Below are 18,367 nucleotides of genomic sequence, written 5' to 3' on the forward strand. Positions count from 1 at the left end.
CCCGCTTGCAGGAAGGGACGAACCGCTCATGGCCACCGCTCCGGAGAAGGCCGCGACCGGCACGCACGACACCGGCGACACCGCCGACGCCGGCGCGTACGAGGTGCTGCGCGACCGACTCGCCGCGCAGACCGCCGACCTCGCCCGCCGCGCCGGACTCCTCAACGCCCGCCGGGTGGAGGAGTTCGGCTCGGCCCGCCTCGAACTGGCCTCCACCGAGCGGCTGCGCACCGAGCACCCGGGGGTGCCCTGCGACCTCGCCGCCGTCGGCGACGCCCTGCTCCTCGGCTCCACCGGCCGGCCGGGCCACCGCACCGGGACGGCGGCCGTGGCGGACGTCTTCACGCTGTACGACCGCGACCTGAACCCGCTGCCCGAGTCGGCCGTGCCGGGCCTGCTCGACGACCCGGCCTTCGTACGGGAGTTCGCGGACCTGCACCGCTACTACCGGCAGGCCCGGCTGCTGCGGCTGCGCCCCGTCGGCGGCAGGCTGCTGGCCGTCTTCCGCACCGGCGAGAAGGCCGCCGACATCCGCGTCCTGCGCTGGGAACTCACCGAGGACGGGCGGGCGGCCTTCCTGGACGCGCGGGGCGAACGCGACGACGTGTTCCCGCCGTCCCACGACTTCGAGTGGACCGCCGCGACCCGCGAGGACCACGTCCTGGGCCGCCATCCGCACGTGTCGGTGCGCGGCGAGTTCCACGTCAGCGCGGTCGGCGGCGCCCTCACCGTCAAGCTGGAGGACGACACCGAGACGGCCGGGGGCGTCTACTCCGAGCCGGTAGACGAACCCCTCCAGTCCCTGGCCGACGCCGACATCGCGCACGCCCGGGTGGGTGCCCTGATCCTGCTGCGGGTCCGGCCCTACAAGGAGGACACCGACCGGCACCTGGTGTTCAACACCCTCACCAAGTCGGTGGTCCGCCTGGACGGCATCGGCGCCGCCTGCCGCCGCCTGCCCGACGACCAGGGCATCGTCTTCCCCGGCGGCTACTGCCTGGCCACCGGCGTCCACAAGACGTACGAACTCGACGCGGCCGGGCTGGAGTTCGAGCGCGAGGTGCGCTCGCCCAACGGCGAGGACGTGCTGTACGCCTTCCACGCGCGCGGCGAGAGCCGGGGCCTGCTGCTGTCGTACAACACCATCCGCAAGGAGGTCGCGAACCCGCTGCCCTGCCGGGGCTGGGCCCTGGCGGAGGACGGCACCTTCACCGTGCTGCGCGCGGACGGCGACGAACCCGCCCAGGTGCACCCCGTGCAGCTGTGGCGCTCGCCGTACGTCTCCGACACCCACGCCGCCGCCGCGCCCGCCGGGAGCGGACCGCTGGCCCGTGTGGGCAACGCCGACCTGGTGCGCGGCATCTCCGCCTGCCTGTCCGTCGCCGGGGCGGTCGGCGACGGCATCACCACCGCCGAGGGCTACCGGGCGCTCGCCGCCTCCTGCGTGCGCGCGGCCGACGGCCACCACTGGCTGGGCGAGGCGGACCTGGGCGACCTGGCCGGCGCGCTGGCCGCGGTCCGGGAGACCGCCGAGCAGGTGCTGGCCGAGTTCGAGACGGTGCGCGACCTGACCCGGCGGGCGGCCGAGGCCCGCGACGAGGCCGCCGAGCGGATCGCGTCGGTGGTCCGGCGGCTGCGCGGCGAGGCGCCCAAGGAGGCCGCCGCCTGGGTACGGGGCCTGACCGAGCTGCGGCACGCCCACGGGCACCTGCTGACCGTCAAGGAGATGCGGTACGCCGACGCCCCCGGCATCGACGCCCTCGCCGGGGAGGCCGAGGCGTCCCTCGCCGAGCTGGGCCGGCGGGCCGTGGCCTTCCTCGCCCGCGAGGACGCCTTCGACGCCCAGCGCGCGGACGTGGAAGCGCTCGTCGCCGACGCGGAGGCCATCGCCACCGTCGCCGAGGCCGGTCCGGTCGCGGCCCGGCTCGACGAACTCGCCGACGGGCTGCGCACGGTCACCGACGTCGTCGCCGAACTCGACGTGGGCGACGCCACCGTCCGCACCGCCCTGCTGGAACGCGTCGCCGCCGTCCTGGGCGGCGTCAACCGCGCCCGCGCCACCCTCGACGCCCGCCGCCGCGCCCTCCTCGACCGCGAGGGCCGCGCCGAGTTCACCGCCGAGACGGCCCTGCTCGGCCAGGCCGTCACCGCCGCGCTCGCCGCCGCCGACACCCCCGAGCGCTGCGACGACCAGCTGGCGCGGCTGCTGGCCCGCCTGGAGGACCTGGAGTCCCGCTTCGCGGAGTTCGACGGCTTCCTCGCCGAACTCGCCGACAAGCGGACCGAGATCTACGACGCGCTCGCCGCCCGCAAGCAGGCCCTCTCCGACACCCGCGCCCGCCGCGCCGAGCAACTCGCCGCCTCCGCCGCCCGGATCATGGAGACGATCACCCGGCGCTGCGCCACGCTCGCCGACGCCGACGCGGTCAGCACGTACTTCGCCTCCGACCCCATGCCGGCCAAGGTCCGCCGCACCGCCGAGGAACTGCGCGCCCTCGGCGACAGCGTCCGCGCGGAGGAACTGGACGGGCGCCTCAAGTCGGCCCGCCAGGAGGCCTCCCGCGCCCTGCGCGACCGCACCGACCTGTACGCCGACGACGGCCGCACCCTGCGCCTGGGCGCCCACCGCTTCGCCGTCAACACCCAGCCCCTGGACCTCACCCTGGTCCCCGACGGCGACGGGCTCGCCTTCGCCCTGACCGGCACGGACTACCGCTCACCGGTGACCGACCCGGACTTCGCGGCCACCCGCGCCCACTGGGACCGCACCCTCCCCTCGGAGTCCCCCGGCGTCTACCGCGCCGAACACCTCGCCGCCCGCCTGCTGCGGCAGCACGGCGCGAGCGCCCTCGCCGCCGCCGACGACCTGCCCGCCCTCGTCCGCGAGGCCGCGCAGGAGGCGTACGACGAGGGGTACGAGCGGGGCGTGCACGACCACGACGCGACCCTCGTCCTGACGGCGCTGCTGCCCCTGTACGAGAAGGCCGGGACCCTCGTCCACGAGCCGGCCGCCCGCGCCGCCGCCCAGCTCTTCTGGGCGCACGGCACCACGCCCCGAGCCCGCGAGGCGTGGACCCGGCGCGCCCGCTCCCTGGCCCGCGCCCGCGACACCTTCGGCCTCTCCGCCGCGATCGCGGCCCTGGAGGAGGAACTGGCGGGGGCCGTCGGCACGTGGCCGGGGCCGGGGGAGATGGTGGCGGGTGCCGGCCCTGTCCCTGGGGGAGCGGCGGCCGGCGCCCCGGCGGAAGACGGCCGTGCGGGCGTGCCGCCGGCTGCGACCGGCGGGGCCGTCGGTTCCTTGCCGGGAGCTTCCGGTCCGCCTTCCGGGGCCGGTGCGCCTTTGGGGGCGGCTGGTTCGGCTGCGGGGACGGCCGGTTCCGGCGCGGGGGCGCCCGGTTCGGGTGTGGGGGCGGCCGTTTCAGGCGCTGCGGGGGACGCCGGCCGGGCGGCGGGCGTGCCCCGGGCCGCAGGAGGGACGGCCCGCTCGGCCGAAGGCTTCGCCGGGGCGGCCGGGGCCGTCGGTTCTGCGACCGGCACGTCCGGCCCGCCCGCGGGGGCGCCGGGCTCCGGGGCGGAGCATGCCCGCGCGGCCGCCGCGTACCTCTTCCACGAACTGACCACCGAACCCGAGGGCTTCGTCCTCGGCGCGGGTACCCGCACGCTGCTGGAGAAGTTCCGCCGCACGGTGGGCACCCCGGCCTACGACGAGGACCTGGCCGCGCTGGACGACCTGGCCGCCCGCGGGCAGCTCGCCGAGGCGTGGATCTCCTCGTACGCCGCCGCCGGCGGCACCGGCCTCACCCCCGGCGACCTGGCCGAGGCGGTGGCCGCCGAGCTCTGTCCCGACCTGCCCCGCTACGACGGCGACGTCCCGCCGACGGCCACGGCGGAGGGCCTGCTGGGCACTCACCCGCGCATCACCGGAGGCCGGCTGCCGCTGCGCCTCGACGAGTTCCTCGCCCGTACCGCCCGCTTCGCCGCGCACGACGTCCCCGAGTTCCGCGCCTACCAGCGGCGCCGTACCGCCCTCGTGGGCGCCGAGCGGGCCCGCCTGCGCCTGGACGACCACCGGCCGCGCGTCATGTCCGCCTTCGTCCGCAACCGGCTCGTGGACGAGGTCTACCTGCCGCTCGTCGGCGACAGCCTGGCCAAACAGCTCGGCGCCACCGGCGACGGCAAGCGCACCGACACCGGCGGCCTCCTGCTGCTGCTCTCCCCGCCGGGATACGGCAAGACGACCCTGGTCGAGTACGTCGCCGAGCGCCTCGGCCTGATGCTGGTGAAGGTCGGCGGCCCCGCACTCGGCCACGGCGTCACCTCGCTCGACCCGGCCGACGCCCCGAACGCCACCGCACGCCAGGAGGTGGAGAAGATCAACTTCGCGCTGGCGTCCGCGAACAACACGCTGCTCTACCTGGACGACATCCAGCACACCTCCCCGGAGCTGCTCCAGAAGTTCATCCCGCTGTGCGACGCCACCCGCCGCGTGGACGGTGTGTGGAACGGCGCGCCCCGCACCTACGACCTGCGCGGCAAGCGCTTCGCCGTCTGCATGGCCGGCAACCCCTACACCGAGTCCGGCGCCCGCTTCCAGGTCCCCGACATGCTCGCCAACCGGGCCGACGTCTGGAACCTCGGCGACGTCCTCACCGGCAAGGAGGAGGCCTTCGCGCTCAGCTTCCTGGAGAACGCGCTCACCGCCAACCCGGTCCTGGCCCCGCTCGCCGGCCGCGACCGCGCCGACCTGGAACTGCTCGTCCGCCTCGCCACCGACGACCCCACCGCCCGCGCCGACCGCCTCGACCACGCCTACCCGCCGGCCGAACTGGAGCGGATCCTGTCCGTCCTGCGCCACCTGGTGGCCGCCCGTGAGACGGTGCTGGCCGTCAACGCCGCCTACATCGCCTCCGCGGCCCGGTCGGACGAGACCCGTACCGAACCCGCCTTCCGGCTCCAGGGCTCCTACCGCAACATGAACAAGATCGCCCAGCGCGTCCGCCCCGTCATGAACGACGCCGAACGCGCCGCCGTCCTCGACGACCACTACACCGCCGAGGCGCAGACCCTGACCCACGGGGCCGAGGCCAACCTCCTCAAGCTCGCCGAACTGCGCGGCACGCTCACCCCCGAGCAGGCCGACCGCTGGGCCGAGGTGCGCACCGCCCACGTCCGCGCCCGCACCCTCGGCGGTCCGGACGACGACCCGCTCACCCGTGCCGTCGCCGCCCTGGGCCTGCTCGCCGACCGCGTCGCCGCCGTGGAGTCCGCCATCACCCGCGCCGCCGACCCCCGCCACCTCCTGGCCAACCCGCACGCGCGGCACGCGGCCGGCGGAACGGAGCGGTGAGCGCGGGGCCGGTCGCGGCCCCGGTCACGGTCCCGCTCACAGCCCCGCCGCGTCCGTCACGTCGAAGGCGTCCAGCAGGCCGGACGTGTCCGGCGGTCCCGCGTCGAGCCGCTGCTCGGACCAGATGGTCTTGTCGTGCCGGCTGTGCCGGACGCCCCAGTGGGTGCTGAGCCGCATCACGATGAACAGGCCCCTGCCGCCCTCGTCGTTCTCCCGGGCCCGGCGCAGATGGGGGCTGGCGCTGTTGGCGTCCGTGACCTCGGTCAGCAGCCGGCCCCGGTCGCGGATGAGCCGCAGCCGCACCGGGCCCTTGCCGTAGCGGATGGCGTTGGTGACGAGTTCGCTGACGACGAGTCCGGTGGTGTAGGCCGCCTCGTCGAGACCCCAGGAGGCGAGCTGCCGGTCGACGAGCCGCCGGGCGGTGCCCACCACGGAGGCGTCGGCGGGCAGCGTCCAGTCCGCGACGTGCTCCGGCGGCAGGGCGCGGGTGCGCGCGAGCAGGAGGACGGCGTCGTCGTGGCGTGAGGGCGCCATGTGGTAGACGGCGGTGTCGCACAGCTCCTGAAGCGGCCGGGTCGTGGAGGCGAGGATGTGTTCCAGACGGCGCCGGGCGGCCTCGCCCTCGTCGCCGTTTCCCCGGGTGAGGCCGTTGGTGTGCAGGGCCAGCAGGGTGCCGGGCGCCAGTTCGAGCACGGCCGGGGTGAAGACGTGTCCGCCGCCGGTCCCGAGCGGCGGCCCCTGCGGGACGTCCACGGCGCGGGGGACTCCGTCCGGGTCGATGACCACGGGGGCGGGATGTCCCGCGCGGACCATGGTGCAGTGCCGGGAGACGGGGTTGTAGACGGTGACCGCGCAGGTCGCCACCGGGGTGTTGCCACCCGGACCGGAGGCGTCCGCCAGCTGGGAGGCGACCTCGTCCAGGTGGGTCAGCAGCTCGTCCGTCTCCAGGTCCCGCAGGGCGAGGGTGCGCACGGCGAGGCGCAGCTGCCCCATCGTGGCCGCCGCCTCGATGCCGTGGCCGGTGACGTCGCCGACGACGAGCGCGACGCGCGTGCCGGAGAGGGGGACGACGTCGAACCAGTCGCCGCCGGCGCTCTCGGGCAGGTACACGTGGGCGGTCTCCACCGCCGAGAGCAGCGGGATCGCGCCGGGCTGCAACCGCCGCTGGAGGGCGGCCGCCACGGTGTGCTCGCGCCGGTAGCTGTGCGCGTTGTCCAGGTGCACGGACGCGGTGAACGCCGCCTGCCGGGCCACGTCCAGGTCGGCCTCCTCGAAGGGGTCGGTCCGGTGCCGGTACAGGGTCAGCAGCCCGAGCACGGTGTCCCGGGCCAGCAGCGGGGCGACGATCATGGAGTGCACGCCCGTCCGGACCAGCGGCTCGAAGGCCTCCGGGTCGGCGGACAGCCACGGGTCGTCGGACGAGACGCGGACCAGCCGGGCCCGCATGTCGTTGAGGACCTGCGTGTACGGGGTGGGGAAGGGGAGCGGACGGCTGTCGCCCTCCTTGCGGCTCACCTCGGCGGCCGGCGGGGCGAAGGCCACCCGGCGCAGCGGAACCTCCGTCGGCGGGGGACCGGCCGCCCGCTCGGCCGCGACGACACCGTCGTCCAGCAGGTCGACGGTGGCCGCGTCGGCGAAGGCGGGCACCAGGGCCGCCACCAGTTCGTCGCCGGTGGTCCGCACGTCCAGCGTGGAGCCGACGGTCGCGTGCACCTCGCTGAGCACGGCGAGCCGGTCCGCCGCGGCCTGCCGCTCGGTCACGTCCTCGACCACGCCCACCAGACCGGGCTTGCCGTCGCCGAGGTCGCGCAGCGGGAAGAGGGACACCTCGACGGCGAGGGTGCGGTGCGGGCCGGACGGCGCCCTGCCCCGGACCAGTCGCCCCCGCAGCGCCTCGCCGGTCGCCAGGACCTCGTCGATCAGACCCTGGAGTTCGACCGCTTCGAACCCGGGGACGAAGTCGGCGATGCCCTGTCCGACGACGTCCTCCTCGGGCAGTCCCCGCACTCCCCGGCCGGCGGGGTTGTAGCGGGTGACCTTCTGCTCGGAGTCGAAGACGAACAGACCCTGGGGCGAGTTGGCGAACAGCGCGCTGAGCACCGCGGCGTCGCCGATGGGATCGCCAGTCACCGCACGCTCTCCCTTCGCGGCCTTCCCCCGCGCCTTCCTCGCCTTCCTCACCTTCCTCACCTTCTCGCATCGGCCCCGTCCGGCAACTCGGCCGGAGGATGTGCTTGGCTCGACGCCGACGGAGAGCGGGGACCGGAGGAAGCGGGAACCGATGAAGGGGGAACCGCGGGAACCCGCTGAAGGGGGAACCGCGGGGACCGGGAGGAGGGAGACGGACTGCCGTGCACGTGCTGATCCTCGGCGGCACCACGGAGGCCCGGCGCCTGGCCGAACTGCTGGCGGCCGGGCAGCCGGCGGGGCCGCGCGTGACGACCTCCCTGGCGGGACGGGTCTCCGCGCCCAGGACGCCACCGGGCGAGGTGCGCGTCGGTGGTTTCGGCGGTGCCGAAGGACTGGCCGCCTGGCTCCGCGAGCACGCCGTCGGCCTGCTCGTCGACGCCACCCACCCCTTCGCCGGCACCATCACCCGCAACGCGGCACATGCCGCCGCCACCGCCGGGGTCCCGCTGCTCGTGCTGCGCCGCCCCGGCTGGCGTCCGGTCGAGGGGGACGTCTGGCACGAGGCCGGCTCCCTCGCGGAGGCCGCCGCGCTGCTGCCCGCGCTCGGCCGGCGGGTCTTCCTGACCACCGGCCGCACGGGCCTGGCCGTCTTCGCCCCGCTGGCCGACCCGTGGTTCCTCGTCCGGTCCGTCGACGCGCCCGAGGGGCCCCGCCCGCCCCGCACGGAGGTCCTGCTGGACCGCGGCCCCTTCACCCTCGACGGGGAGCGCGAGCTGCTGCGCCGGCACCGGATCGACGTCCTGGTCACCAAGGACAGCGGGGGAGCGGCCACGGCGCCGAAACTGACGGCCGCCCGCGAGGCGGGGCTGCCCGTGGTCGTGGTGCGCAGGCCCCCGGTGCCCGAGGGGGTGCGGGTCGTGGCCGAACCCGGGCAGGCGGCCCGGTGGGTCGCGGAGGCCCGCGCGAGGCGCTCGCCGAGGCGGCCCTAGGTCAGGTGCGGGCCGCCGTACCGCGCGCGGCTCACTCCTCCTCGTTGGCGATCGCGTTGACCGCGGCGGCGGCGAGCGCACTGCCCCCGCGACGCCCCCGTACGACGAGGTGCTCCACCCCGGACGGGTGGGCGGCCAGCGCCTCCTTGGACTCGGCGGCACCGACGAAGCCGACGGGTACGCCGATGACCGCGGCCGGGCGCGGAGCCCCCTCGCCGATCATCTCCAGCAGCCGGAAGAGCGCGGTGGGCGCGTTGCCGACGGCGACCACGGCGCCGTCCAGCCGGTCGCGCCACAGCTCCAGCGCGGCGGCGCTGCGCGTGGTGCCGAGCCGGGCCGCCAGCTCGGGGACGGCGGGGTCGGACAGGGTGCACACGACGTCGTTGTCCGCGGGCAGCCGGGCGCGCGTCACCCCGCTCGCCACCATCCGCACGTCGCAGAGCACGGGCGCACCGGCCCGCAGGGCCTCGCGGGCGCGGGAGACGACGCCGGGGGACCACGACAGGTCGCGGACCAGGTCGACCATCCCGCAGGCGTGGATCATCCGGACCGCGACCCGGCCGACGTCGGCGGGCAGCCCGGACAGGTCGGCCTCCGCGCGGATGGTGGCGAAGGACTGGCGGTAGATGGCCGCGCCGTCCTTCTCGTACTCGTACTCGTACTCGTTCTTGGAGTCGTACGGGGTCACGGTGCTCTTCTCGCTGTTCTCGGTCGGCGGACGGCCACGGTGGGGAGCATACCGACAGGTGTTCGGCGGCGGTTTGCGGTGCGCCGCGCGGTGAAACCCGGCAGGCACCACCCAGACGTACGCGTGAACGGAAGGGAAGCGGCTGCCATGCCCACCACCGTCAACGACCTGCTCCGTACCTACCCGGCCGACCTGGGCGGCGTGGACCGGGAGGCCATGGCCAGGTGCATCGAGGAGTGCCTCAGGTGCGCGCAGGCGTGCACCGCGTGCGCCGACGCCTGTCTGTCGGAGCCCACGGTCGCCGATCTGACCAAGTGCATCCGCACCGACATGGACTGCGCCGACGTCTGCACCGCCACGGCCGCGGTCCTGTCCCGGCACACGGGCTACGACGCCAACGTCACCCGGGCCGTGCTCCAGGCCTGCGCGACCGTCTGCGCGGCGTGCGGCGACGAGTGCGCCCGGCACGCCGGCATGCACGAGCACTGCCGGGTCTGCGCCGAGGCGTGCCGGAGCTGCGAGCAGGCGTGCCAGGAACTGCTCGCCGGCCTGGGCTGAGGTCGGCGAGCGGTTCGCCGGGACCCGTCCCGCCGGTCAGTGGTAGGCGTGGACGACGGCGTGGCCCTTGCCGCGACCGATCATCCACTTGTTGACCGGCGTGGTGATCACGAACGCCACGGCGAAGCCGCCGAGCAGGGCGTACCAGAACAGCCCGTCCGACAGGTGCGCCTCCATGGCGCCGGGGACCAGGGCGATGATTCCGTTGTCGACCAGCTCCATCACCGCGATGGAGACGGTGTCGGCGGCCAGCGCCACCTTGATCGCGGCCTTCATGGACACCCCGGCGCGCACGACCGCGAAGAGGGTGAGGGAGTAGCCGAAGACGAAGGCCAGGGCGATGGCCAGCACCATGGTCGGCACGTTGCCCCACATCAGCGCGGTTCCGATGACCATGCCGAGGATCTCGCCGATGGCGCACCCGGTGAGGCAGTGCAGCGTCGCCTGCATGGCGGTCGCCCAGGTGGTGCCGTGCCCGTGCGCGTGCCCGTGAGGGTGTCCGTGCCCGTGGAGGTGCCCGTGCCCGTGGGGGTGCCCGGGCCCGTCGTCTTCGGGGGCGGAGTGGTGCGTGCTGTGGTCCATGTCGTGGTCCATGACGCAGAAGATATACCCCCTAGGGGTATCCAGTCCAGGAGGTGGACCCGTCACCAGGCCTCCGAGTCCTCGGCGGCCCCGTCCGTCACCGGCGCCGTCCGGTCCGTCGCCCGCACGCGGGCCGCGAGCAGGGGGAACACGAGTACGGAGACCATCGCGGCACCGACCAGCGAAGCCGCCCGGTCCGTGGCGATCAGCTCCTGGTCGACGCCGATGGTCGTGATGGCGACGACCAGCGGCAGGCACGTCGAGGTGAACAGCGCCAGCGCCGCCCGGTCCCCGCGACCGAGATCCCTGGGCGCGAGGAGGTACACCGGGCCCCCGTGCACCAGCAGGAAGAGCAGCAGGAACCCCGGCACCAGCAGCAGCGCGCCCGGGTCGTGCAGCAGCGCGGCCAGGTCGAACTCGATACCGGTGACCACGTAGAAGAGGGGCACGAGGAAGCCGAAGCCCATGGCCTCGACCTTGCCGAGGACCTCACCGCTGCTCGCGGGCGCGGCCCGGAGCAGTACGAGCCGGGTCAGCACGCCGGCCGCGAACGCGCCCAGCAGGACGTCGAGTCCGAAGACCTCGGCGAGGCCCAGCATGCAGGCGAGCAGCAGCATCACGAACCGGACCGCGAACTGGCCGCTCGTGTGCAGGGTCCGCTCGGTCAGCCGGGCGAACCAGGGCGGTCTCGGGCGCAGCGCCCAGAACACCGCGGCCGTCGTGATCGCCCCGAACGCGGCCAGCAGCGCCGCCGACTCGGCCGGCCGCCGTCCGCTGAGCAGCAGCGCCACGGCGATCACGGGCCCGAACTCGCCGACCGCGCCGAACGCCGAGATCACCGTCCCGAACCGGCCGCGCAGCTCGCCGCTGTCCCGCAGCATCGGCAGTACGGTGCCGAGCGTGGTGCTGGTGAGCGCGGTGCCGATGACGAACGCCTCGAAGACGTCCCCGCCGCTGACGAGCAGCGCCAACGCGATCCCGGCGACGAGGGCGACCGGCCAGGACCACAGGGAACGGCGCAGGGTGTCGCCCCGGACGGCGGCGAAGTCGATCTCGTAGCCGGCCAGGAAGATGAGCATGGACAGGCCGAGGTCGGCCAGCGTGTCCACGACGTCGTCGGGACGGGCCCAGCCGAGTACGTCCGGCCCCATCACGATGCCGAGTGAGATCTCGAAGATGACCAGCGGGACCCGGACCCGCCGCCCCGTGGCGTGGACGAGGAGCGGCGCCAGGACCGCGGCGGCCAGGATCAGGACGAGGGTGCCCGGATGGCTCATGAGACACCGCCGTGTCGCCCGGCCACGGACTGCCGCGCACGGCGCCGCCCCGCCTTCGGTGCCATCGACGCTCCCTCGCGAACGGCGTGCCGGGACGGGACACCGACGGCGCCCGCCCCTGCCACTGTCACCCGCCCGGCAGACCGGGACTACCGGGCGTACGCCGGACGGAGGAGCGAAGGAGGAGCGAAGGAGGAGCGGAAGGAGGAGGGGCGAATCTCCGTTGCTCCCCGGCATGCGGTCGCCTACCGTCCCGGTCATGCTGCCCCCGGTGGAAACGGACGACGAGTGGGACGCGGTCGTCCCCGACGAGACGGTGATGCGCCCCGGTGCGGCCGGCCTGTGCGCACGCCTTGGGCTCGCGGACGCACCGCTGACCCGCTTCCCGGACGGCTCCCGGCCGGTCTACGCGGTGGGCGACGAGCACGTGCTCAAGCTGTTCCCGGGAGCCGCCGCGCAGGACGGCATCGCGGAGGGCCGCGTCCTCACCCACCTCCAGGGACGCCTCCCGACACCGACCCCCCGGATCCGTGACTTCGGCCCCTGCGAGAACGGCTGGCAGTACGTCCTGATGTCCCGCCTCCACGGCGAGAACCTGGCCGGCGCCTGGGACCGCGTGCCCCGCGACCACCGCGAACGGCTCGTCACCGAGGTCGGGGAAACCCTCGCGGTACTGCACTCCCTCGACCCCGGCCCCCTCGGGGACGTCCTCGGCCCCGGCGACTGGGGCGCCTTCCTGGACCGCCAGCGAGCCGGCGCCGTGCGACGGCAGCGCGCCCACGGGCTGCCGGCCGGCTGGCTGGAGCAGATCCCCGACTTCCTGGCCTCGGTCCCGCTGCCGCGCGACCCGGACGGCTGCCTGCTGCACACCGAGGTGATGCGACAGCACCTCATGGTCGACCCCGACGGGTGGCGGCTGACCGGGCTCTTCGACTTCGAACCCGCCATGATCGGTGACCGCGCCTACGACTTCGTGGGCGTCGGCCTGTTCGTCACCGGCGGCGACCCGGACCTGCTGGCCCGCCTGGCCAAGGCGTACGGCCGCAGCTTCGACCCGTCGGTACTGCTCGCGTACACGCTGCTGCACGTGTACAGCGACCTCCCCTGGTACCTGCGCGAACTGCCCGTACCCGGCGCGGAAACACTCCCGGCGCTCGCGGAGGCGTGGTTCGGCACGCCGGGGTGACGCGCGCCCCGGTCAGTGACTGCCGGTGAGTTCGCCGGTGAGCCTGCCGTGGAGGTCGGCGCTCGGGGTGTTCAGGCCGGTGATCTCGACGCTCTTGCCGCGCTGCCCGTACTTCGTCTCGATCGCGTCCAGGGCGGCCACCGAGGAGGCGTCCCAGATGTGGGCGGCGGAGAGGTCGATGACGACCCGGTCCGGGTCGCCCGCGTAGTCGAACTGGCCGACGAGGTCGTTGGAGGAGGCGAAGAACAGCTCTCCGGTGACCCGGTAGACGACCGTGGTGCCGTCGGGGTCCGTGACGGCGGTGACCTGGGCGAGGTGGGCGACGCGCCGGGCGAAGACGACCATGGCGGTGACGGTGCCGACGACGACGCCGATGGCGAGGTTGTCGGTGGCGACCACGACGATCACGGTGATGACCATGACGGCGATCTCCCCGGCGGGCATCCGCTTCAGGGTCTTGGGCGCGACGGAGTGCCAGTCGAAGGTGCCGAAGGCGACCATGACCATGACGGCGACCAGAGCGGCCATGGGGATGTCGGAGACGACCGGGCCGAAGACGATGCACAGCACCATCAGGAACGAACCGGCGAGGAAGGTGGAGACCCGGGTACGGGCGCCGGACACCTTCACGTTGATCATGGTCTGGCCGATCATGGCGCAGCCGCCCATGCCGCCGAAGAAACCGGTGACGATGTTGGCGACGCCCTGGCCGATGGACTCGCGGGTCTTGGAGGAGTGGGTGTCGGTGATGTCGTCGACGAGCCTGGCGGTCATCAGCGACTCCATCAGGCCGACCAGCGCCATGGCGAGGGCGTAGGGCGCGATGGTGGTCAGGGTGTCCAGGGTGAAGGGCACATCGGGCAGGCCCGGCACCGGCAGCGAGGACGGCAGCTCGCCCTTGTCGCCGACGGTGGGCACCGCGATCCCGGCGGCGACGGTGATCACGGTGAGGATGACGATGGACACCAGCGGGGCCGGGACCACCCTGGTGACCTTCGGGAAGAACACCATCAGCGCCAGGCCGCCGACGATCAGCGGGTAGACCGGCCAGGGCACGTCGTGCATCTCCGGCACCTGCGCCATGAAGATCATGACGGCGAGGGCGTTCACGAAGCCCGTCATCACCGAGCGGGGCACGAACCGCATGAGCTTGGCCACGCCCACCGCGCCCAGGACGATCTGGAAGACACCGGCCAGGATGACGGTCGCGATCAGGTAGCCCAGGCCGTGTTCCCGGTTCATCGGCGCGATGACGAGCGCGACCGCGCCGGTGGCGGCGGAGATCATCGCGCGGCGACCGCCGACGATCGAGATCGTCACGGCCATGGTGAAGGAGGCGAACAGACCGATCGCCGGGTCGACACCGGCGATGATCGAGAAGGAGATGGCCTCCGGGATCAGCGCCAGGGCGACGACGAGGCCGGCCAGGATCTCGGTGCGCCAGACCTTCGGATCGTTCAGCCAATCCGGCTTGAGGGCGCGCAGCCGCGCGGCCGGGGTCGTGGGAGTCACAGCAGCAGAAGACAAGGAGATGCGTACCTGTCGTGCTCGGGCACACCCACGGGCAGGCCGGGCGTGCGGCAAGGGCGCGCGGGGGGCCGGGTCGGCACCCCGCGGGCGACCCGCGGAGCGGGCCGGAAGTCTGGGGGGGCGAGGGACGCAGGGCAGGGCCGACGCGGACCGGCCGGGCTGCTCACATCCAGGGGCGAAGGGTCACGGCGGGCACGCGGCGGCGATCGGCTTCAGGGGCTCGCGCACGCTCTCTCCCGCGGGAAACGGATCTTCGCCGGGGGCGTCATCGGCCCCGGAACGGCAGGGCGGGGCAGCAGGGGCCGCCCTCACCGTCGACAACTCTACCCTAACGTTAGAGTAGAGGTCGGCGGGCCGACGGACCGACGCGAAGAGCCAGGAGAACAACGGTGGACGACGTGGACGACGTGGACGACAGGCACATGCAGATCGGCGAGGTCGCCGCGCGGACGGAGCTGTCCCTGCGCACCATCCGGCACTACGAGGAGACCGGCCTGGTCATCCCCTCCGCCCGGTCCCAGGGCGGCTTCCGCCTCTACACCGAGACCGACGTCGCCCGGCTCATGGTCATCCGCCGGATGAAGCCCCTCGGTTTCACCCTCGAGCAGATGCGCGACCTGCTCGACGCCACCGACCGCCTGGACGGCGACGCCCCCCTCGACCCGGCCGAGCGCGCCGCCCTGCTGGAACGCGTCCGCACGTACCAGCAGGCCGCCGCCGAACAGGTGGAGAAACTCCGAACCCAACTGTCCCGCGCCGAGGACTTCGCCACCACCCTGACCGCCCGCCTGAACCGAACGGCCCCGCCCGCCGGCACCCAGCCCGACGACGACACCCCCTGACCGGCGCCGCCCACGTCGAGCCCGACGCGCGGTGCGTGTCGCTGTTCCTCCGCGCCCGGCAGGATTCGCACCTACCCACTTTTTTGGGGCTCGTCAGATCTTCTCGACTCGAACGGAGTGTCCCGCGACGAGCCGGCTCATGTCGTCGGTGTCGGAGGTGAAGACGGTTGCCTCAGCTCCCTGCGCGGCTTCCTGCCCGGCCACGGCCGCCAGAATCGCGTCGATGGCGTACTTGTGCCCATGTAGGCCGGCGGTCTTCAGCATGTCGCGCGCCATGGCAATGACCCGGTCGTCCGTGTGCACGACGCGGATGCGGGACAGCGTCCAGTTCCACACGGACTGCCTCGACGCCTCGCGCGGGTCCCACGCCTCCAACGTCGTGAGCGCCGAGGTGACGATCGGAATGTCGAGCCGCGGAGCCGTCTTGATCAGCGCCGTCATCTCCCTATCGCCCTGAACCGCCTTGGACAGAGCCTCGGAGTCGAACACGAAGACGCGCTGCCTCGGCCGATGAACCCTAGCCCGGGCGTTGCGACTCACGCGGCCTCGCCCGAAGGCGATCGCTGCTCGTCATGCCAGCCGTCGATGGCGGCGATGCGGTCCAGCGCTGCCTGCTGCTCGTCATCCGTCACGGCGCCGTGCTCCTCCTCGAGTCGTCCGGCCAGCTCGCGCAGTCGGTCCATGGCGTCCTGATGAGCGGCGGCGGCCGCGATATATCCGGACACTCCGCGTGTGTCGACGCGCTCCTTGATCGACTCCACCAGCTCTTCCGGCACGGTGATGGTGATCTTCCGGGTTGCCATACTTAAAGTATGCCACGTTCGCTCGGCCTCAAGGCCGGGATGGTGGCCCGAGATCGAGCCCGAAGTGCGGGATTTGGCTGGCGCTGCTTCCGTTCCGCCTGTACCGACGAGTCGAGGACAAGACGGACCGACTGCTGGACGAGCCGGCGACGCTCAGAGAGCCGTACGCATCCCGTACTGGCGCGCGCCCGGACAACGGTTCGTGCTGCTGACGGTCTTCCGGAAGACGAGAATGCGCGAGGCAGCAGAAATCGAGTGCGCACACCAGGTCCAGAAGGTCTGCGAGGCCCAACAAGGCCACGGAGCACATCTACGAGCGGCGCAAGGAGAGCTGATGAACCACAGCACGTGGAGGACGCGTCGGACTGGTCGGCTCGAGGGCGAGGCGGTGGAGTACGACCAGGAGTATGTCGACGCCCGCCTGGCCGGCGACCTCGGGCAGGCGGTGTACGACCGGCGGATCGAGCTGGGGCTCTCCCGGACGGAGCTGGCCGAGCGGGCAGGGATGACCCAACCCCAGGTCTCCCGGATGGAGGGGGCGACACTGTGCCGACGCTCCCGCTGCTGCGGCGCCTGGCCAAGGCCTTGGACGGCACACTGAACCTGACCATTGACGAAGGCGACTCACGCGTCACCTTCACCCCGCACGCCGCCTGAACCGACGCCGGGCACCTACGAAAGACTTCCGGTGCCTTCGGCAGGATTCGAACCTGCGATGCCCGCTTTGAGAGTTAGATCTACAGCCCTCCCTGGGGCCGTAGGTGGCAGGCCCGACGGTCGTTCGGGGGCGCTGCTGTATGCCGCCGTCCCGCCTTGCTGACGTCAGCGTTGGATGTCAGCGAAACAGTTCCGGAACTGGGCAGCTCTCCAACACTTCCTCCGGCCGGTCCGCCCACTGCCACCATGTGTGCCGATCGGCGCATCGCCAGACAGACCGGCACACCCGCAGGCCGTCGTCGTCACGCTTGGACAGCACGAGACCGCCCGACTTCAGGGGCTGGCTGCACTCGGGACAGAGCTGGGCGTCGTCGGCCATACGGCGAACCTTAGGCCGGGCTAGCGGTTGATCGGGATCTCGCAGTGAACCGCGGGTACCACGGTGTCCGCCCAACGACGAGGGTTCCGCCGGTTGCGTCACATGGACCGGCTGTTCAGGAAGCGGCGCCCTGGTCGTCCTGATCGCGAGGGGCCGTCCGCGTTGATGTCGGACGTGGATGTGAGAAGGGGCCCACCTCCGAAAATTCGGAGGTGGGCCCCTTCTGAACCGGTGCCCCCGGCAGGATTCGAACCTGCGACACCCGCTTTAGGAGTTTTCCCTGGTCGGGGCTGTGACCTGCGGAAACGTCGACTGCAGGGTGTCTGGCCTGGGAAAATACCCCTCCGTAGTTCTCACGTGTTCGCGGGGCTTCCCGTCCTCATGTGTGCTGAATCCGTTCCGCGTGCGCCTATCTGACGGGCCACCCCGGCACGGCTCTTTGAAAATCCGCTGCTACGCAGACACGCGGGTCGCTAGGCTTTTGACTCATGTCTGCGAAGAGGCACACCTGTGCCCTCTGTCCGGCTCAGGTGAAGAAGGCCACCGGCGAGCACGCGCTGCCTGAGCAGCTGCTGAAGCTCCTAGGTGATGCGAACGACCTCGTGCTTGGTGAGGCGTACGACATGTACGCCGCGACCTACCAGGGGCGCAGAGAGAAAGAGACCAGGAAGCTGAACAGCAGTCTCAGCGCCATCCGGGTGCCTTGTTGTGTCTCGTGCAACCAGTGGTTGAACGAGACCTTTGAGAAGCCGGCCGCTGAGCACCTGCCGAAGCTGCTCCAGGGTCGGATGATATTCACGTCATCACGGAGTGACATCGCTTCGCTGTCTCGGTGGCTCATCAAAACTGTCCTGATGTGCCACCATCCTCGCGTTCACTACACGGGACTGACATGGAAAGCCAAGGATGGTTTCCCGTCAAGCGGAGAGGTTCCGGCCCTCCTCGCAGACCTACGGCAGTCCGGCGAGGTGCCGCAGCACCTCTCTCTTTGGGCAGTCCTGGCCACCAGGAATGAACCCGTCCTTCTTCGACCTGATCCGGACGCGACGATCAAGATGGGCATGAACATAACAAGGCTCGACGGCATCCTCCGGCTCACCGTGACGGACTCCAAGGGCATGTCCGTTGTGCACCTTGATGGCATGCGCCCGGAAGTGCTCAGACTGTGGCCACTCTGCGCCGGCTGCGCATCCTGCCCCTGACGGCGCGTACCCCTCCAACGTGCTCCGATCATCAGAGTTGCTGCAGCGGGCGTGGTTCGTGCCCGATCCACAGGGATTCCGCCGTTCAGGAGCATGCTTTCCAGCCAACTGCCGGGAAACGGTGGCCAGTTACTCAAGAGCCTCGGTGTTTGGGCTCTGTTGCGAGGGACTATCTATCCGTCACGGAGGCGCGTAGC

At 72.6% G+C, this 18,367-nt stretch carries 14 protein-coding genes and 2 pseudogenes; 8 read left to right on the forward strand and 8 right to left on the reverse strand.

Features of this window, described 5'->3' with window-relative positions; translation table 11 throughout:
• The first annotated feature begins 28 nt into the window (after positions 1–28).
• Positions 29–5,347, forward strand: coding sequence for a DNA repair ATPase (locus tag R2E43_RS21750; RefSeq protein WP_332056489.1), 5,319 nt, complete (start codon positions 29–31; stop codon positions 5,345–5,347).
• Positions 5,348–5,383: 36 nt separating this feature from the next.
• Here the strand turns inward: R2E43_RS21750 and R2E43_RS21755 are convergent, their stop codons facing one another.
• Complete coding sequence (locus R2E43_RS21755) at positions 5,384–7,477, reverse strand: ATP-binding SpoIIE family protein phosphatase (protein ID WP_332056490.1); 2,094 nt, start codon at positions 7,475–7,477, stop codon at positions 5,384–5,386.
• 221 nt (positions 7,478–7,698) lie between these two features.
• Between R2E43_RS21755 and R2E43_RS21760 the strand changes: the two genes are divergently transcribed.
• Positions 7,699–8,466, forward strand: coding sequence for a cobalt-precorrin-6A reductase (locus tag R2E43_RS21760; RefSeq protein WP_003975552.1), 768 nt, complete (start codon positions 7,699–7,701; stop codon positions 8,464–8,466).
• A gap of 31 nt (positions 8,467–8,497) precedes the next feature.
• Here R2E43_RS21760 and R2E43_RS21765 read toward each other — a convergent pair whose 3' ends face one another.
• Entirely contained in the window at positions 8,498–9,154 is a 657-nt protein-coding gene (locus R2E43_RS21765) for a precorrin-8X methylmutase (RefSeq protein ID WP_003975553.1), read from the reverse strand.
• A 147-nt stretch (positions 9,155–9,301) separates the two neighbouring features.
• Between R2E43_RS21765 and R2E43_RS21770 the strand changes: the two genes are divergently transcribed.
• Positions 9,302–9,712: a four-helix bundle copper-binding protein gene (locus tag R2E43_RS21770; protein WP_003975554.1), complete on the forward strand. Its 411-nt coding sequence runs from the start codon at positions 9,302–9,304 to the stop codon at positions 9,710–9,712.
• Positions 9,713–9,748: 36 nt separating this feature from the next.
• Here R2E43_RS21770 and R2E43_RS21775 read toward each other — a convergent pair whose 3' ends face one another.
• Together R2E43_RS21775 and R2E43_RS21780 are read right to left on the reverse strand one after the other, a co-directional pair.
• Positions 9,749–10,294 carry a DUF4396 domain-containing protein gene (locus R2E43_RS21775; protein ID WP_332057127.1) on the reverse strand — a complete coding sequence of 182 codons (546 nt, stop codon included), beginning with the start codon at positions 10,292–10,294 and terminating at the stop codon, positions 9,749–9,751.
• Positions 10,295–10,356: 62 nt separating this feature from the next.
• Positions 10,357–11,571 (reverse strand): cation:proton antiporter, encoded by a 1,215-nt coding sequence (locus R2E43_RS21780; protein ID WP_003975556.1) that lies wholly within the window; start codon positions 11,569–11,571, stop codon positions 10,357–10,359.
• A gap of 259 nt (positions 11,572–11,830) precedes the next feature.
• Here R2E43_RS21780 and R2E43_RS21785 point away from each other — a divergent pair, with 259 nt between their 5' ends.
• Positions 11,831–12,757 (forward strand): aminoglycoside phosphotransferase family protein, encoded by a 927-nt coding sequence (locus R2E43_RS21785; RefSeq protein ID WP_003975557.1) that lies wholly within the window; start codon positions 11,831–11,833, stop codon positions 12,755–12,757.
• 12 nt (positions 12,758–12,769) lie between these two features.
• Here R2E43_RS21785 and R2E43_RS21790 read toward each other — a convergent pair whose 3' ends face one another.
• Positions 12,770–14,269, reverse strand: coding sequence for a SulP family inorganic anion transporter (locus tag R2E43_RS21790; RefSeq protein WP_003975558.1), 1,500 nt, complete (start codon positions 14,267–14,269; stop codon positions 12,770–12,772).
• Positions 14,270–14,694: 425 nt separating this feature from the next.
• Here R2E43_RS21790 and R2E43_RS21795 point away from each other — a divergent pair, with 425 nt between their 5' ends.
• The gene (locus R2E43_RS21795) at positions 14,695–15,129 is read left to right on the forward strand and encodes a MerR family transcriptional regulator (RefSeq protein ID WP_173668814.1); all 435 of its coding nucleotides are present in this window, start codon (positions 14,695–14,697) and stop codon (positions 15,127–15,129) included.
• Between the two features lie 93 nt (positions 15,130–15,222).
• On the opposite strand, the gene R2E43_RS21800 is transcribed toward R2E43_RS21795, so the two are convergent.
• Together R2E43_RS21800 and R2E43_RS21805 are read right to left on the reverse strand one after the other, a co-directional pair.
• Positions 15,223–15,669, reverse strand: a complete 447-nt coding sequence (locus R2E43_RS21800; protein ID WP_332056491.1) for a hypothetical protein — start codon at positions 15,667–15,669, stop codon at positions 15,223–15,225.
• Positions 15,666–15,932, reverse strand: coding sequence for a hypothetical protein (locus R2E43_RS21805; RefSeq protein WP_332056492.1), 267 nt, complete (start codon positions 15,930–15,932; stop codon positions 15,666–15,668). Before R2E43_RS21805 ends, R2E43_RS21800 begins: the two co-directional genes overlap by 4 nt.
• Here R2E43_RS21805 and R2E43_RS21810 point away from each other — a divergent pair.
• Positions 15,931–16,267 (forward strand): annotated as a pseudogene (locus tag R2E43_RS21810) (type II toxin-antitoxin system RelE/ParE family toxin). The gene R2E43_RS21805 and the pseudogene R2E43_RS21810 sit on opposite strands and share 2 nt — an antisense overlap.
• Positions 16,267–16,589 (forward strand): annotated as a pseudogene (locus tag R2E43_RS21815) (helix-turn-helix domain-containing protein). Before R2E43_RS21810 ends, R2E43_RS21815 begins: the two co-directional pseudogenes overlap by 1 nt.
• Positions 16,590–16,767: 178 nt before the next feature.
• On the opposite strand, the gene R2E43_RS21820 reads toward R2E43_RS21815, so the two are convergent.
• Positions 16,768–16,968, reverse strand: coding sequence for a hypothetical protein (locus R2E43_RS21820; protein WP_016326493.1), 201 nt, complete (start codon positions 16,966–16,968; stop codon positions 16,768–16,770).
• 488 nt (positions 16,969–17,456) lie between these two features.
• Here R2E43_RS21820 and R2E43_RS21825 point away from each other — a divergent pair, with 488 nt between their 5' ends.
• A complete protein-coding gene (locus tag R2E43_RS21825; protein WP_158709861.1) occupies positions 17,457–18,170 on the forward strand; it encodes a hypothetical protein in 714 nt (237 codons plus the stop codon).
• The last annotated feature ends 197 nt before the right edge of the window (positions 18,171–18,367 follow it).

The organism is Streptomyces violaceoruber (genome assembly GCF_033406955.1).
Classification (GTDB): Bacteria; Actinomycetota; Actinomycetes; order Streptomycetales; family Streptomycetaceae; genus Streptomyces; species Streptomyces violaceoruber.

Coding starts and splice junctions, on each gene's coding strand:
- R2E43_RS21750 (WP_332056489.1), top strand. CDS start 29: ATGGCCACCGCTCCGGAGAAGGCCGCGACCGGCACGCACGACACCGGC.
- R2E43_RS21770 (WP_003975554.1), top strand. CDS start 9,302: ATGCCCACCACCGTCAACGACCTGCTCCGTACCTACCCGGCCGACCTG.
- R2E43_RS21775 (WP_332057127.1), bottom strand. CDS start 10,294: ATGGACCACAGCACGCACCACTCCGCCCCCGAAGACGACGGGCCCGGG.
- R2E43_RS21780 (WP_003975556.1), bottom strand. CDS start 11,571: ATGAGCCATCCGGGCACCCTCGTCCTGATCCTGGCCGCCGCGGTCCTG.
- R2E43_RS21785 (WP_003975557.1), top strand. CDS start 11,831: ATGCTGCCCCCGGTGGAAACGGACGACGAGTGGGACGCGGTCGTCCCC.
- R2E43_RS21805 (WP_332056492.1), bottom strand. CDS start 15,932: ATGGCAACCCGGAAGATCACCATCACCGTGCCGGAAGAGCTGGTGGAG.
- R2E43_RS21820 (WP_016326493.1), bottom strand. CDS start 16,968: ATGGCCGACGACGCCCAGCTCTGTCCCGAGTGCAGCCAGCCCCTGAAG.
- R2E43_RS21825 (WP_158709861.1), top strand. CDS start 17,457: ATGTCTGCGAAGAGGCACACCTGTGCCCTCTGTCCGGCTCAGGTGAAG.